Annotated in this window: 17 protein-coding genes; 7 read left to right on the forward strand and 10 right to left on the reverse strand. The window is 62.6% G+C overall.

Features of this window, described 5'->3' with window-relative positions:
* Positions 1-47 precede the first annotated feature (47 nt).
* The 3 genes from SVXhr_RS05150 to SVXhr_RS05160 all read right to left on the reverse strand — a co-directional run bounded on the left by SVXhr_RS05150 (position 48) and on the right by SVXhr_RS05160 (position 2,047).
* The gene (locus SVXhr_RS05150; RefSeq protein ID WP_275740071.1) at positions 48-581 is read right to left on the reverse strand and encodes a hypothetical protein; all 534 of its coding nucleotides are present in this window, start codon (positions 579-581) and stop codon (positions 48-50) included.
* Positions 582-661: 80 nt separating this feature from the next.
* Entirely contained in the window at positions 662-1,099 is a 438-nt protein-coding gene (locus SVXhr_RS05155; RefSeq protein WP_275740073.1) for a hypothetical protein, read from the reverse strand.
* Positions 1,100-1,270: 171 nt separating this feature from the next.
* Positions 1,271-2,047: an NAD(+)/NADH kinase gene (locus SVXhr_RS05160; protein ID WP_275740075.1), complete on the reverse strand. Its 777-nt coding sequence runs from the start codon at positions 2,045-2,047 to the stop codon at positions 1,271-1,273.
* A 287-nt stretch (positions 2,048-2,334) separates the two neighbouring features.
* Here SVXhr_RS05160 and SVXhr_RS05165 point away from each other — a divergent pair, with 287 nt between their 5' ends.
* From SVXhr_RS05165 to coaBC, 7 genes are all read left to right on the forward strand, one after another.
* Positions 2,335-2,964 (forward strand): halocyanin domain-containing protein, encoded by a 630-nt coding sequence (locus SVXhr_RS05165; protein WP_275740077.1) that lies wholly within the window; start codon positions 2,335-2,337, stop codon positions 2,962-2,964.
* 294 nt (positions 2,965-3,258) lie between these two features.
* On the forward strand, positions 3,259-3,636 hold the full coding sequence (locus SVXhr_RS05170; protein WP_275740079.1) for a type IV pilin N-terminal domain-containing protein: 378 nt from the start codon (positions 3,259-3,261) through the stop codon (positions 3,634-3,636).
* 24 nt (positions 3,637-3,660) lie between these two features.
* Entirely contained in the window at positions 3,661-4,158 is a 498-nt protein-coding gene (locus SVXhr_RS05175; protein WP_275740081.1) for a type IV pilin N-terminal domain-containing protein, read from the forward strand.
* A gap of 179 nt (positions 4,159-4,337) precedes the next feature.
* Positions 4,338-5,501: a tryptophan synthase subunit beta gene (gene trpB / locus SVXhr_RS05180; protein WP_275740083.1), complete on the forward strand. Its 1,164-nt coding sequence runs from the start codon at positions 4,338-4,340 to the stop codon at positions 5,499-5,501.
* Between the two features lie 71 nt (positions 5,502-5,572).
* Positions 5,573-5,821: a hypothetical protein gene (locus SVXhr_RS05185; RefSeq protein WP_275740085.1), complete on the forward strand. Its 249-nt coding sequence runs from the start codon at positions 5,573-5,575 to the stop codon at positions 5,819-5,821.
* Positions 5,822-6,052: 231 nt separating this feature from the next.
* Positions 6,053-6,262: a hypothetical protein gene (locus SVXhr_RS05190; protein ID WP_275740087.1), complete on the forward strand. Its 210-nt coding sequence runs from the start codon at positions 6,053-6,055 to the stop codon at positions 6,260-6,262.
* Positions 6,263-6,350: 88 nt separating this feature from the next.
* Positions 6,351-7,511, forward strand: a complete 1,161-nt coding sequence (gene coaBC / locus SVXhr_RS05195) for a bifunctional phosphopantothenoylcysteine decarboxylase/phosphopantothenate--cysteine ligase CoaBC (RefSeq protein WP_275740089.1) — start codon at positions 6,351-6,353, stop codon at positions 7,509-7,511.
* 16 nt (positions 7,512-7,527) lie between these two features.
* Here coaBC and mnhG read toward each other — a convergent pair whose 3' ends face one another.
* Genes mnhG through mbhE form a run of 7 tightly spaced genes read right to left on the reverse strand, consistent with a single transcriptional unit; the run spans position 7,528 to position 13,715 of the window.
* Complete coding sequence (gene mnhG / locus SVXhr_RS05200; RefSeq protein ID WP_275740091.1) at positions 7,528-7,887, reverse strand: monovalent cation/H(+) antiporter subunit G; 360 nt, start codon at positions 7,885-7,887, stop codon at positions 7,528-7,530.
* Positions 7,884-8,174 (reverse strand): monovalent cation/H+ antiporter complex subunit F, encoded by a 291-nt coding sequence (locus tag SVXhr_RS05205; protein WP_275740093.1) that lies wholly within the window; start codon positions 8,172-8,174, stop codon positions 7,884-7,886. The genes mnhG and SVXhr_RS05205 overlap by 4 nt, the downstream gene beginning before the upstream one ends.
* On the reverse strand, positions 8,164-8,760 hold the full coding sequence (locus tag SVXhr_RS05210) for a Na+/H+ antiporter subunit E (protein WP_275740095.1): 597 nt from the start codon (positions 8,758-8,760) through the stop codon (positions 8,164-8,166). The genes SVXhr_RS05205 and SVXhr_RS05210 overlap by 11 nt, the downstream gene beginning before the upstream one ends.
* Positions 8,757-10,376, reverse strand: a complete 1,620-nt coding sequence (locus SVXhr_RS05215; RefSeq protein ID WP_275740097.1) for a proton-conducting transporter membrane subunit — start codon at positions 10,374-10,376, stop codon at positions 8,757-8,759. The genes SVXhr_RS05210 and SVXhr_RS05215 overlap by 4 nt, the downstream gene beginning before the upstream one ends.
* On the reverse strand, positions 10,376-10,759 hold the full coding sequence (locus SVXhr_RS05220; protein WP_275740099.1) for a sodium:proton antiporter: 384 nt from the start codon (positions 10,757-10,759) through the stop codon (positions 10,376-10,378). Before SVXhr_RS05220 ends, SVXhr_RS05215 begins: the two co-directional genes overlap by 1 nt.
* Positions 10,756-11,313 carry an MnhB domain-containing protein gene (locus tag SVXhr_RS05225; protein ID WP_275740100.1) on the reverse strand — a complete coding sequence of 186 codons (558 nt, stop codon included), beginning with the start codon at positions 11,311-11,313 and terminating at the stop codon, positions 10,756-10,758. The genes SVXhr_RS05220 and SVXhr_RS05225 overlap by 4 nt, the downstream gene beginning before the upstream one ends.
* Positions 11,310-13,715 (reverse strand): hydrogen gas-evolving membrane-bound hydrogenase subunit E, encoded by a 2,406-nt coding sequence (mbhE, locus tag SVXhr_RS05230; protein ID WP_275740101.1) that lies wholly within the window; start codon positions 13,713-13,715, stop codon positions 11,310-11,312. The genes SVXhr_RS05225 and mbhE overlap by 4 nt, the downstream gene beginning before the upstream one ends.
* Positions 13,716-13,733: the final 18 nt, after the last annotated feature.

The following is a 13,733-nucleotide window of genomic DNA, read 5'->3' on the forward strand; positions in this document are numbered from 1 at the left end:
GGGGAATGTAACGCCGCCCAGGCGACAACCAGCCCGAGGAGAACGAGTCAAACTAGCCGGAGGCTCCGGTCCCCCGAGCGGATTCGCAACAGCCCAATCGTTGTCACCACAATACCGAGCAGGAAGATCGGTCCAACGATCATGATGCCCCAGCCGAGCCCCGCATCGTGGGCGAGCATCGCGTAACACTCCCCCTGGTATTCGATCGGCGTTCGCATGATGGCGTCTGTCACGTACTCGAAATCCGGAGCCGACTGCACCGCATAATAGCTCCCATCGGCTTCCAGCGTACTCTTGAAGATGTCCTGCCCGGTCGCCGAAAGGTTCGAATACGTCGTGTTGTCGCCGAAGCTCATCCAGTCCTCACAGCGCGTGAGTTCATACGAATACTGTGCGGCACGGAACGTGTACCATGCTGCGGCGAGAAACAGGAGCACACCGACGGCGACAGCGGCGACCCCTGTCTTGGCTTTGCGTGCCGTTTGAATGGGATTGCGAGCCCGAGACAGGAGGCCCACCCCGGCAAGGACCGCAAGCCCGGCAGCGCCCAGACATATATACGTCAGTGTGAACGAGGGCATGAAAACTGAACGACACCAACTCGGTATAAGTTTTCTGTCTGATGAATCGCCGTCGAGAAAAATCGACACCCGCTACCGGATCAGATGACTGCGTTCCAGGCCGGCGCGACGACGAAGAACAGGCTCTGGTAGCCGACGTATCCGAGCATCAACAGCGACGCGGTGATCGCGCCTTTCGGCCGGTCGAGGTCGACCTCGCGGCGGGCTTCGGCCTTACGTGCCTCGAATTCGAAGAAGTCCGTCAGGAAGAGTCCGAGCACAAGCACCGTGGTGACGAACCCGCCGTGGTGGTGTAGCGTCAGGTAGTAAAACGACGCCAGGATGAGCAGGACGTTCGAGACGACGTGGGGCAGGAATCGCGACACTGCATCGGCTCCGCCACTCGCCGCCTGGCTGACGTGACGTCTGTGGGCTAGTATTCGCGTGACCATGTTGACGACAGCCAGCACCAGCAAAAGATACACAACGTTGTTCCCAAGGAGTGTGTCCAGTGGCCCGAACAGCGAAACGGATACCATGGTTGAGCCCACGTGCGGTGTTCATTAGAGTGTTTTCAAACCGGTACTCTTGCCGGCAAGTCGAGTGACCGCTCCCGTGAACCGTTCGACTTTCACTGCAACTGAACACGACGAACGCTCTCTAGCCGCTATCAGGACATGATTGTCTTGACGCCTTCGGCAAGTGGCTGCTCAGGTACGATCACGATCGACGTCGAACGCCGGGTCACTCTCCGGCAGCGACACCACAGAAAGCGTCTCGCCCCGGACGAGCGAGAGCTGATCCGACGGCCCGACCCGACCGTAGGTCCGATCGTCCACCAGGAGCGACACTGGTGCTTCGTCGCGCTTGATCGACATTGACAGGGCAGGGCCGCTGTCGGGGAGCGATAGCGTCCAGTGATCTTTGGTCGTCGAGAACATGCCGACTGGCACGGCAGCGAGGATCTCAGCAGCCGGATCGAGGACCGGGCCGCCCACGCGACGGGCATAGCCACGACTCCCTGTCGGTGTCGCGATCACGACGCCGTCGGCCCGGAACGTGGCGACGGATTGGGCGGGCGTCGAGAGCGAATACTCCGAGATGTGGGCCGGTTCGCTGGTCACCAGCATCACGTCAGCCAGGGCCGTCTCGACGTGTGCATCGTTGACGTACACATCGAGCGTTGTGATTTCCCGGATGGCGTAGTTTCCGTCACGAACCCGTTCGATGGCGGACTGGAGGGTGTCTGCAGGAACGCCGCCGAGTCCGCCGTCGACTGCGACCGGAAGAATCGGTGTTTCACATCCCCGCTGGGCGAGTTTGAGGATCGGTGTCTCGCCCACGGCAATCACCGCCGTCGCGTGCTCGTCGATCTCGGTGGGTGTCCCCGGCACCACCTGGATCCCGACCGATCTGACGAGTTCAGCGACCACGCCGGCGTCGTCGCCGACGACGGCGACTGGCCCGTCTCGCAGGTCCTCGCTCATCACACGAACTGTCGCCGGTCGGGGGCAAAAACCCTCCGCACCAGGGTGATCTCCCCGTTGGCCGTTCTCTGGAGAGTACACCGTCTCCCGAAGCGACGGGCGAATTTGGATACGCTGGTTGTCGAGTGCTGGGTCTCGAGAAACTGAGCGGCGATGTCTCGGGATTGTGGATGTCTCCCCCTCTGGAGCGACGCAGACCGCTCGAAGCCCCCCGATTCGACCGGGCGCCAACCGGAGACTATTGTTGGGGCCAACATATATACTACCGGTGGGACCAAACTGCCGCTATGACCGACGATAGTGTCGAATTCTCGCGTCGGGCGCTTCTTCGTGCCAGTGGAACGGCCGCCGGCGGGGCGGCGGCCATCGGCGCGGTCGGCTCCGCCGCGGCCCAGGAGAGTGGCGGCGGTCAGGTCGATTATGGCGGGTGGTTCTCGGACGTGAGTAATTTCTCGTCGACAGTCGACCGCCGTGGCGAGGACGAAATCACGGTCGAGGTTGGTGTCGAAGCCAACCAGGGCTACTACGGGTTTGGCCCGGCGGCCGTGTGGGTCGACCCGGACACGACCGTCACCTGGGAGTGGACTGGTCGGGGGAATGCCCACAACGTCGTCGCCGACGACGACTCGTTCACCTCGGGGTCGGCCGTTGCCGAGGCGGGTACCACGTACGAACGGACGTTCTCAGAGGCCGGCATCCACAAGTACTACTGCAGCCCCCACGAATTGAACGGCATGAAAGGGGCGATCGTCGTCGGTGACGACGTGCCGACTGTCGAGGTCGAAGGTCCGAGCGGCCCGGTCGTGCCCGAAAGTGCGAAGCTGTTCGGCGTGACGTCCGGATTTGTGATGACTGCCGTGTTGGGCCTGGTGTACTTCTTCATGAAGTACGGCGGCGATTACGGGGACGTCGAGTGACGGCACGAACTGTCAGTCACTGTCACCGACGCCTCCCGCGGGTCGTTTTGTGCGGTCGTCTTCGATCCACCCTTTCGGTTTACTTTTTCGTATGTTGATATTTCGTCTGTCGAAGTGAAATCTCCCCGATGGCGAGCAGATGACACATAGCTAAGAACCTCCTCGGGTGTTATCATCTTCAATAACTTGCCAGGAAGCTTTATGCCGTGATAGGGCGAATATTTGGTAAGCGCCGTCCGTTCAGCGGATCCCGACCAGCCCGCCCGGTGACGGCGACATACAAACTGATAATCCATGAAGCTCAAACCATTCCTGTTCGACGACGAATCGGGCGTCTCACCAGTCATTGGGGTGATCCTGATGGTCGCCATCACGGTTATCCTGGCGGCTGTCATCGCGACGTTCGTCCTCGGCCTGGGCGAACAGATCAGTGACACGTCACCGCAAGCGAGTTTCGAGTTGCAAGATGATGGCAATACCCTCGTTCACGCTGGTGGCCAAGAATTGCCGGGTGAGGGGACTTTGACTTGGACGGCCACCGTCAACGGATCCCTCGCGAGCGGCCAGGGACCATATAGCGCTGGCGATCCGGTTGTTACTAGTGGGACATACGGAAAACTCACCTGGAGCAACGGCGATACGTCTGCAATCCTCTACGACGGTACCAACTAACGACTCACAAAAGACGATCAAACCATGAAGCTCAAAACATTCCTGTTTGACGACGAATCGGGCGTCTCACCAGTCATCGGGGTAATCCTGATGGTCGCCATCACGGTCATCCTGGCGGCTGTCATCGCGACGTTCGTCCTCGGTCTGGGTGAACAGATCAGCGAGACATCCCCGAGTGCGACGATTTCAGTCGAGTGGGACGGTCAGACGAACCCATCAGATGATATTGTACTTACACTCTCTCACGAGGGAGGACAGGCGGTTGACCCGGCAAACGTCGAGTTCAGTGGAAACGTTACCAGCACCGGATCATGGAGTGCAAGTAGCTGGGCGAGTGGTGGAGATATCTCTGCGGGGGACACGTTAACCATTGGATTCACTAGCAGTCAGGATGTGAATATTGAAGCCGGCGGCAGTGAAGTCCCGAAGGGTGATAAACTCACGGTGACGTGGAACAAAGAAGATACGTCGGCCATCCTCAAATCGACCGAGGCTCCGCAGGCCTACGACAGTACGGCGTAATCTCACGGTCCACTATTTCGGTCGGATTTCCGTCTAACGCCCGTTCGTTTCGGTCCTGTCCAAATGGTTTCTCGCTCCTTTCTTGTAAGGCCAGTCGCACTCTTCAGTGAGCGTAAGTCGCCGGCCTGGAAGCCGCCGATTTCGGTACTCATATTATCGTCACCACGAACCACACACCAATGGTTGACGATCCCGACGATCCCGGGACGTTTGGCGACTACGGCGGTCGCCACGTACCCGAACCGTTGAAAGAACCGCTTGCTCACCTCGCCGCCGCCTTCGAGGACGTCGCGCTCAGCGACGACTTTCAGGACGAGTTTCGCGCGCATCTCGAACACTTCGCCGGGCGACCGACGCCGCTGTATCACGCCAAACGATTATCCGAGGCCTACGGCGCTGAGATCTACCTCAAGCGTGAGGACCTCCTCCACGGCGGCGCACACAAGCTGAACAACACGCTCGGGCAGGCGCTGCTGGCGAAGAAGGCCGGCAAGGACCGACTGATCGCCGAGACTGGAGCCGGGCAACACGGCACCGCGACGGCGATGGTCGGCGCAATGCTTGATCTCGATACGGAAGTCTACATGGGTGAGAAGGACGTCGCCCGCCAGCGGATGAACGTCTTCCGGATGCGACTGATGGGCGCGGAGGTCAAGGAGGTCTCCCGCGGCGGGAAAGGGTTGGCCGACGCCGTCGACGCAGCGCTTGAGGACTTCGCCCAGAACGTTGAGGATACCCACTATCTCGTCGGTTCGGTCGTGGGTCCCGATCCGTTCCCGCGGATGGTTCGGGAGTTCCAGTCAGTCATCGGCGAGGAGGCACGCGAGCAGATGCAAGCGCAGATCGGCGGGTTGCCCGACGCCGCAGTCGCCTGTGTCGGCGGCGGGTCGAACGCGATCGGGCTGTTCGACGCGTTCCGTGACGACGACGTGGCCTTTTACGGTGCGGAAGGCGGCGGTGAAGGTGCTGACTCGAACCGACACGCCGCGCCCCTGGCCGATGGGGAAGACGATGTGCTCCACGGAATGAAGACCCGCGTCATCGACGAGGAGACGGAGGTCCACTCCGTTTCGGCCGGACTGGACTACCCGGGCGTCGGTCCTGAGCACGCGATGTTCAAGGCTGTGGGGCGGTGTGACTACCGGGGTATCACTGACGATGAAGCCCTGGAAGCCTTCCGGGAGCTGAGCATGTTTGAGGGGATCATTCCGGCTCTGGAGACGAGCCACGGACTTGCCCTGGCGAAACAGATCGCCGACGAGCACGACACGATCCTGGTCAATTTGAGTGGCCGCGGCGACAAGGACATGGAGACTGCCGCCGAGCACTTCGATCTGAGCTAACGCGGCCGGTCATCGTACCGAGAGCTCCCCGTTGGGAGAAGATCTATACTTTGATGGGTGAAATTTGACCCATGGTTACGCTGACTGGAACGGATCTCTGGCGGATCGTCGTCTCGACGATCGGGTTTGCACTCGTCCTGTTCGTTCCTGCAATGGTTCTGAAGGAAATGTACCTGGCGCCGGTTAGTCCGCTGGCCAAAGTTGGGATCCAGCTCGGAATCCTCCTCAGTGCTGTTTTCCTTGCAATCTTCGTGGTGCGGTCAGACGATATCCCTTGGCCAGGCGACGAGGAGGGCATGACAGGTCGATCAGTACGGTAACCTGTGTCCGTTCTGAGCCATGATTACATCGACTCCTGGGCCTTCTGGAGTGATTTTGTGACTGTGGTAAGTCACCGAAACCGTGAATTGCAACCAGAACGGATCACTTTCGACTCTTGCTAGGGGAAGCGACTCATACCAATTCCACGTCGGGTACACCGATAACGCATCGGGCCTTTTGACAGTCTTCTGACGTCGGGATATATGCTTACAGCCCACGAGAGCCTTGGCATGAGTCTGAATGACACTGCTGATACGCCATGGACTAACTGGGCGATCATGGTGATCGGGGCGATTCTTGGTGCTGTCACCACGGCGGCCGCACTTTACTTCCTCTTTCAGCTGGATCTTCCGCGGGTGCTTGCCGTCGCCGTTGGGTTGCTGTTCGTCGGACTCGGCGTCGGTCGGTTTTACGTCGTCGCCAAGCACGAACTACGCTGAAGGGGCGGACACGTGTGTTCGATGTCCGTCGATTACGGTCGGTCCACCGTTGCGGTGGCTTCTTACACATTGCAATCGAATCCTCGCTATGCTCGAAGACACGAACGTCGTCCTGGGTGTGACGGGGTCGATCGCGGCGGTCAAGACCGTCGAGTTGGCCCACGAACTCCGCCGACGCGGGGCGACGGTTCGGGCGGTCATGACCGAGTCGGCGACGAACATCATTCACCCCTGGGCGGTCGAGTTGGCGACCAATGGCGAGGTCGTCACCGAGATCGGGGGCAGCGTCGAGCACGTCACCTTCTTCGGCGAGGATCCGTGGGGTGACGTGCTCCTGATCGCGCCCTCGACGGCCAATACTGTCGGGAAGATTGCGAGCGCAATTGACGACACGCCGGTGACCACCTGCGCGACGACAGCGTTGGGTGCCGGCATTCCGGTCGTCATCGCACCCGCGATGCACGAACCGATGTACGACCACCCGGGTGTCCTTGAGGCGATCGAGCGACTCGAATCGTGGGGTGTGGGATTTGCCGACCCGCGGATCGAAGAGTCGAAAGCCAAGATCGCCAGTGAGAAATCGATCGTTTTGGAGACAGCCCGGGCGGCCGGCGAGCGCCCCCTGGAAGGGACGGAGGTCGTCGTCACCAGCGGCGCGACGACGGAGTCGATTGACGCGATTCGAACGCTGTCGAACAGGGCGTCGGGGACGACTGGCCGGGCGATCGCGAAAGCCTGCTACGTCAACGGGGCCGATGTGACGCTCCTGCACGACGGGCCGAACGTGCCCTATGCCACAGTCGAATCAGTCGAGAGTGCGGCGGAGATGGTGGCGGCTGCCGAAGAGCATGCGCCAGCCGCAGACGCGCTTGTCTCTGCGGCCGCGATCGGTGACTACACCGTCGAGCAGCGGGCGGGGAAGATCACGTCAGGACAGGACGATCTCACACTCGATCTGAAACCGACACCGAAGCTCCTCGATCGGGTTCGAAAGCGCGCGCCGGACCTGCCGATGGTCGGGTTCAAACTGGAGGCTGACGCCGACGACGAATCGCTGACCTCGGCAGCGCGCGATCTGCTGTCGCGGGTCGATCTGTCGTTTGTGGTCGCAAACGACGCCGGGGCTGCTGGTGGTGAAGAGACGCGGGCATTGCTCGTCCGGCCGGAGACGACTGAGGAGTTCCAGGGGTCAAAAGCGTCACTCGGTGGGCGGATCGCCGAGGCACTCGCAGTCGAGCTGCAGGAATAATCGCCGCCAGCCTGCGTCAGTCTGTTTCTCCTTGTTCGTCACCGTCGTCCGGCACCGGCCAGGAGACACCCTCGACGAACGGGACGCCGATCTTCTGTGCCGACCGGGAGATCATGTGTGCGCCGGTCGGGGCCGTCAGAAACAGGAAGACGATCCCGACCAGCGAGATCAGCCCCGCTCCGCGTGGGCCGAAGTAGACGAACCCGGCGAGAAACAGCGAGGCGGCACCGAGCGTCGTCGCCTTGCTCGTCGCGTGCAACCGGTTGTACACGTTCGGGAGCCGGAGCAGGCCGATCGTCCCGATGAGGAGGAAAAACGTCCCTGTCACGACCAGTACGCCGACGACGACGGCCTGCAGTGTCTGGAGCAGCGTCATTGGATGATGTCCCCCTCTGTGATGAAGCGAGCGACAGTGATCGTGCTGATGAACCCGATGATGGCGAGTACCAGCCCGACAGTGATGAACAGCCCCGTATCGGTCGTGAGCGCGAACAGGATCGCGATGGCGACAACGTTCGTCCCGATCGTATCCAGGGCGACGACGCGGTCCGGGACGGTTGGCCCCCGGATGACGCGGTAGGCTGCCAGGAGGGTCACCGCGCTCGCGATGATCAGGGCTGCATCGAGCACTGTGGCGAGCAACGCCGGGAATTCACTTGCCATCGGATTCACCTCCGTCTGTGTCTCCATTTGGAGTCTCTTCAGTATCTGCGTCCGGATCCGGGACTGGATCGGTCGGTGATCGCTCCTCGTCGAAGATCCGGAGCGCGTACCCTTCCCACTGGCGGATCGGGGCGACCACGAGATCGCGCTCGCGGCCGGCGATCGCGTGGACGTACAGCGAGTTTCGATCCCCGTCGTAGTCCATCGTGAGCGTCCCCGGGGTCAGTGAGATGCTGTTTGCGATCGTCGTGATCGCGGCGTCGGACTCGACACGGAGCGGGATCTCGATCACGGCCGGCTCGATCGGCATCGACGGGGCGAGTACCCGATAGGCCACGTCGACGTTCGCGGTGATGAGTTCCGTCAGGAACAGGACGAGATAGATCACCGTCGCCGGGATCGACCGGAGCAATCCACCGATGGCGATCTCGCTCGCGTAGAACCGACGGAAGAGGTACGCGATCGGCATCCCGACGGCGAGGCCGGAGAGCGCCGCGCCGGCGAGTGGCATGGGGGCTGGTTCGACGCCGTTGACGAACAGCCACAGGACTGCAAGCGCCGCGCCGATGACGGGCCAGCGTCTCATTGTCCCACCTCCGGACCCACGGCATCAACGTAGCCGGCGTGGTCGATGGCGGCGTGTGCTGCTGTCTCCGCCACTCGATAGACCGGATCGAACCCGACGCCCAGCACGACGACCAGCAGCGAGAACCCGGCGACGATCGCAACGAGCGTCGTCGGCCGATAGGCGTGGGCGACTGGTTCGGTCTGGCTCCCCCAGAACACCTGACTCCAGGCCCGGGACATGTAGATGATCGTCAGGATCGCTCCGAGGAGTGCGGCCCCAAGTGCGAGTTCGGCGAACGGAACGCCCGCCTCGAGTGCCTGGCCAGCCGAATCGAACACGAGGAGTTTTCCGAAGAACCCGGTCAACGGCGGGATGCCGATCATCGCGAGTGCGCCCAGGAAGAACGACCCGGCGAGAATCGGCCGCCGAGAGGCGAGGCCACCCACCGCACTGAACCGGGTTGAGCCGACGCTCTCCTGGATCACCCCGCTGATCAGGAACAGTAGGGACTTGGCGATCGCGTGGTTCAGCGAGTAGACGAGCACGGCGATCAGCGAGACGATCCTGATCGGCCCTTCTGTCCCAGCGGCGAGCGCGATGGCCAGGACGATGAACCCGACCTGCCCGATGCTCGAATACGCGAGGACGCCATCGAGGTCATTGCGTGAGACGGCACCGAGCCCCCCGACGAAGATACTCCCGACGGCCATGATGAACAGGACGGGACCCAGGAAGTCGCTGAAGGCCGACCCCGAGAGCCCGAGTCCGAGCGCACTGTCGAGGCTGGCACCGCCAAGAACTGTAAACACCAGCCGGACGATCGCGTAGACGCCGACCTTCTTCGTGACGCCGGCGAGCATGGCCGAGATCGGAGCCGGTGCGGCCTTGTAGGCGGCCGGCACCCAGAACTGGAACGGAACGATGCCGGCCTTGAGCGCGAAGACCGCGAGCAGGATCGCACTCAACCCCAGTACCGGCGCGGGATCGATGCCGTACTGACTCGCGTGGGTGAGGCGGCGTGACATGTCCGCCATGTTGAGTGTCCCCGTCGTCGCGTAAAGCCCGCCAATCGACACCAGCATGAGCGCACTGCCCAGGAGGTTGAGCACCGTGTACTGCAGTGCCGCGCGGGTGTGCTCGCTACGTCCGTAGAACACGACGAGGACGTAACTCGGCATGAGCATGACCTCGAACCACACGAAGAGGTTGAAGATGTCGCCGGTCAGGAACGCTCCGGTGACACCCGTCAGCATGAAGTGAAACAGCGAATGGTAGGCGACGCGCTGGCCGTATTCGCTGACATACCGCGCCGAGAACACCAGCGCAGCGACCGAGACGATCGCCGCGAGCACGAGCATGAACGCCGAGAGTGCGTCGGCCACCAGCGAGATGCCGAAGGGCGCTCCCCAGTCCGACAGCTGATAGGTCAGCGTCGTCGTCTCCCCGCTTGCTCCGGTGAGCACGTCGATCGAAAAGACCCGACTGGCGATCGCCCCGACCGCCAGGAGGTAGCCACCGATGCCCAGCAGGCTGATCGCGCGCTGGAGTCTGCCGTAGCGCCTCGTCAACAGCGTCAGAATCGCCGTTACCAGCGTGATCACGAGCGGTGCCACGACGACGTGTGCAAGCGCCATTATTCACTCACCTCCGAGAGATCGATCGTCCCATGTTCCTCATAGACTCTGAGCGTCAACACGAGCGCGAAGGCGGTCGTCCCGAAGCCGATGACGATCGCCGTCAGGACGAGGGCCTGGACCAGCGGGTCCGTCGGCGTTCCGTGACTGCCACCGCCGTGGCTCACGATCGGGACGCTGCCACGGAGGCCGCCCATCGTCACCAGGTAGACGTTCGCCGCCTGGCTGATGATCGAGACGCCCCAGACGACCCGGACGACGTCGCGCCGGAGGATCAGGAACGTCCCCAGCGCGAACAGGAGGCCGAGCACGACGGCCAGAATGATCTGTGGCTCGCCACCGTTCGTCGCCCCGCCGGATGCTGAAAGCAGTGTCTCGATCATTCGTTACCCACCACCGCGAGGATCGTGAGGAGGCCACCGACGACCACGACGTAGACGCCCAGGTCGAAGACGAGCGCGCTTGCGATCTCGACCTCGCCGTAGATCGGGAGGTGTTCGAGGAACACGACAGCCTGCGTGAGGAACGGATATCCCAACGCCACCGCAGCCACGCCGCCACCGGCCGCAATAATCAGCCCGATCGTGAACACCTCGCCGAACTCCTTGGTGATCGACGCGGAACTTTCAGAGCCAGTGTCCCCAACTTCCAGCGGGAACGACCGCGGCAGTATCGTCCCCGACAACAGGTTGTCCTCGACGTAGTGCAACCCGTAGATGATGTACACGAGCGCGATCCCCGTCGTCGTCAACACGCCCGCGATGAAGCCACCACCGGGCTGGTTGTGGCCCTGGAGCAGGAGCGCGATCGCCACCAGCAGGATGATCGGGACGACGATGCGGACGACCGTCCGTGCGATGACTGTCGTATCCCCGTCGGTCACCTGCGGGACTGCTGTCTCCGCATCGGTCGTTGTTGGGGTCGACTCACCACTCATTGTGTCTCACCTCGTTGCCGCATCGCGATCATGGTAATGATCGAGAGCGCAGCCATGGCGACGACGGAGATTTCCCCCATCGTATCGAAGGCCCGGAAGTCGACGAGGATGACGTTCACGATGTTGCTTCCGCCACCCCACTCGAGCAGCCACTGGCCGTGCTCTGTGGGGACCCCACCGCGTTCGAGGAAGTACGTATAGATCGGCTTCCCCGGCGTTGCGGCCGTCGAAACGAGCACCGTCAGGAAGACGGTCACGCCGACGACTCCCGAGACGATGCTGTCCGTGAGGATCTGGCGGCGTTTCAGATCGCCGTAGAACGCCGGCAGCTTGTTCAACACGAGCAGGAACAGGACGAGTACCAGCGTCTCGATGACGAGCTGGGTCAGCGCCAGATCCGGCGCGTTCGCCAGGATGTAGAAGATGGCGACCATGAACCCGAGGATCGACAGCGTCAACACACCGGCGACGTGCGAGGGCGCACTCGTCACGGCCAGTGCCGCCACCACGGCGACGCCCAGCACGATGACGATCGGGGCAGCCAGCGTAATCGAGGAGAGCGCCGGCAGGACGACTCCGGCGGCGACGTACCCACCGATAGTCAGTGCGGCGACGCCGAGCATGAGCCAGCTCGCGTACGTCCGAATTCGGCCGGTGTGGAGCCGTTCGGCGACAACGCCCGTCCGGTCGAGCCAGTTCATGATCCCGTCGTAGTACCAGTTCGGCGACAGCGGCTTGATCGACGCCAACCGATCGACGACGGCCGCGAGGCGATCGTAGTAGGGATAGGCGACTGCGCCGACCCCGACCGTGATCGCGCTCATGCCCGCCGCTGGCGTGAGCGAGGTCGGGAGATAGTAGCCGAAGTGCGGCTTGGAAGCCCCGGCGCTTTCGAGGACCCGGTTGATGAACGCTTCGAGCGGCCAGAAGTGGATGCCGAGTGTCCCACCGATACCGCCGAGCCCGATCACGCCCGCCAGCGTGGCGAGAATGACCGGCGGCGCGAGCATCGGGAGCGGCGGCGAGTGGACGTGCTCGAGCGCGTCCGGCCGGTCGCCGAAGAACAGCGAGAGGAACTTGATCGAGTACAGGAACGTAAAGATACTCCCGAAGACCGCGACGACGGGAAGCAGCCACCACAGGCCGCCCGCGTGTTCGGCCGCGTGGAAGGTCGCCTCGAACAGCAGTTCCTTGGAGTAGAAACCGTTGAACGGCGGGAGGCCGGCCATGCCGAGGGCCGCCACGACGGCCACGGCGGCGGTGATCGGGAGGTCACGCCAGAGGCCGCCGAGTTCCGACAGCAGCCGACTGCCGGCCTCGTGGGCGACGATCCCCGCGACGAGGAACAGCGCCGCCTTGAACAGCGCGTGATTCAGGATGTGGAACGCGCCTGTCTCTGCACCGTATTTGTACTGTATGCCGAACCCGGCGACGATCAGCCCGAGATGCGAGGCCGTCGAATACGCGAGCAGTTCCTTGATATCGTCGGCTTTGATCGCGAGCATCGCGCCGACGGTCATCGTCAGCAGGCCGAGGCCGGCAAACAGGAGTTCCCACTCGGTCGAGCCAAGCAGCGGCCGGAACCGGCCGATGAGATACACGCCGGCTTTGACCATCGTCGCCGAGTGGAGAAAGGCCGAGACCGGTGTCGGGGCCTCCATGGCGTTGGGCAGCCAGATGTGCAGCGGCACCTGCGCGGATTTGGCCGCGGCACCGACCGCGAGCAGTGCCAGCACGGGCACGAACAGCCCTGCCGACCGCAGCCCCTCCCGCATCGCCCCGGCGTTTTCGATCATCGAGCCCTCGCCGGCCAGCCGGAACGTGGCCGTCCCCATCACGTCTGCTGAGACGGTATGCAACAGGAGGAAAGCGATAAGCAAGAACAGCCCGCCGGCGACCGTGATGACCATCGCCTTCCGGGCGGCATACTGCGAATCCGGGTCGTCCTGATAGTGGCCGATCAGAATGAACGACGAGACGCTCGTGAGTTCCCAGAAGACGAACAGCGCGAGCAGGTCGGCGGCGAAGGCGACTCCGAGCATCGCGCCCATGAACACGAGCAACGTCGTGTAGAACTTCGCTTTCCCCGGTTCGTCGTGCATGTACCCGCCCGAATACGTGAAAATCAGGATACCGATCCCGCTGACGACGAACCCGAGCAACAGCGAGAGGCCATCGACGTACAGGGCGAGCGAGACATCTAGCGATGGGATCCATGGTATCGAGACGACCCCCTCAGTTCCGTACTGGGTGCCGATCAGCCCAAAGGCGACTGCCGCGACCGCCGCCCCGAAGTAGGCGACGCGCTCGCCGGCCAGCCGATAAACCAGCGGCGCGATCGCTGCCGCCAGAAACGGCAACGCCAGCACGACAAGGAGGACGCTCTGACTCGGTGATTGCACATCTCAGTGTTCCCGGGA

The sequence above is a fragment of the Halorhabdus sp. SVX81 genome (assembly GCF_029207715.1).
Classification (GTDB): Archaea; Halobacteriota; Halobacteria; order Halobacteriales; family Haloarculaceae; genus Halorhabdus.

Bases quoted from the DNA above. Each gene is read 5' to 3' on its own strand.
- SVXhr_RS05150 (WP_275740071.1), bottom strand. From the start codon at position 581: ATGCCCTCGTTCACACTGACGTATATATGTCTGGGCGCTGCCGGGCTT.
- SVXhr_RS05155 (WP_275740073.1), bottom strand. From the start codon at position 1,099: ATGGTATCCGTTTCGCTGTTCGGGCCACTGGACACACTCCTTGGGAAC.
- SVXhr_RS05160 (WP_275740075.1), bottom strand. From the start codon at position 2,047: ATGAGCGAGGACCTGCGAGACGGGCCAGTCGCCGTCGTCGGCGACGAC.
- SVXhr_RS05165 (WP_275740077.1), top strand. From the start codon at position 2,335: ATGACCGACGATAGTGTCGAATTCTCGCGTCGGGCGCTTCTTCGTGCC.
- SVXhr_RS05170 (WP_275740079.1), top strand. From the start codon at position 3,259: ATGAAGCTCAAACCATTCCTGTTCGACGACGAATCGGGCGTCTCACCA.
- SVXhr_RS05175 (WP_275740081.1), top strand. From the start codon at position 3,661: ATGAAGCTCAAAACATTCCTGTTTGACGACGAATCGGGCGTCTCACCA.
- trpB (WP_275740083.1), top strand. From the start codon at position 4,338: ATGGTTGACGATCCCGACGATCCCGGGACGTTTGGCGACTACGGCGGT.
- SVXhr_RS05185 (WP_275740085.1), top strand. From the start codon at position 5,573: ATGGTTACGCTGACTGGAACGGATCTCTGGCGGATCGTCGTCTCGACG.
- SVXhr_RS05190 (WP_275740087.1), top strand. From the start codon at position 6,053: ATGAGTCTGAATGACACTGCTGATACGCCATGGACTAACTGGGCGATC.
- coaBC (WP_275740089.1), top strand. From the start codon at position 6,351: ATGCTCGAAGACACGAACGTCGTCCTGGGTGTGACGGGGTCGATCGCG.
- mnhG (WP_275740091.1), bottom strand. From the start codon at position 7,887: ATGACGCTGCTCCAGACACTGCAGGCCGTCGTCGTCGGCGTACTGGTC.
- SVXhr_RS05205 (WP_275740093.1), bottom strand. From the start codon at position 8,174: ATGGCAAGTGAATTCCCGGCGTTGCTCGCCACAGTGCTCGATGCAGCC.
- SVXhr_RS05210 (WP_275740095.1), bottom strand. From the start codon at position 8,760: ATGAGACGCTGGCCCGTCATCGGCGCGGCGCTTGCAGTCCTGTGGCTG.
- SVXhr_RS05215 (WP_275740097.1), bottom strand. From the start codon at position 10,376: ATGGCGCTTGCACACGTCGTCGTGGCACCGCTCGTGATCACGCTGGTA.
- SVXhr_RS05220 (WP_275740099.1), bottom strand. From the start codon at position 10,759: ATGATCGAGACACTGCTTTCAGCATCCGGCGGGGCGACGAACGGTGGC.
- SVXhr_RS05225 (WP_275740100.1), bottom strand. From the start codon at position 11,313: ATGAGTGGTGAGTCGACCCCAACAACGACCGATGCGGAGACAGCAGTC.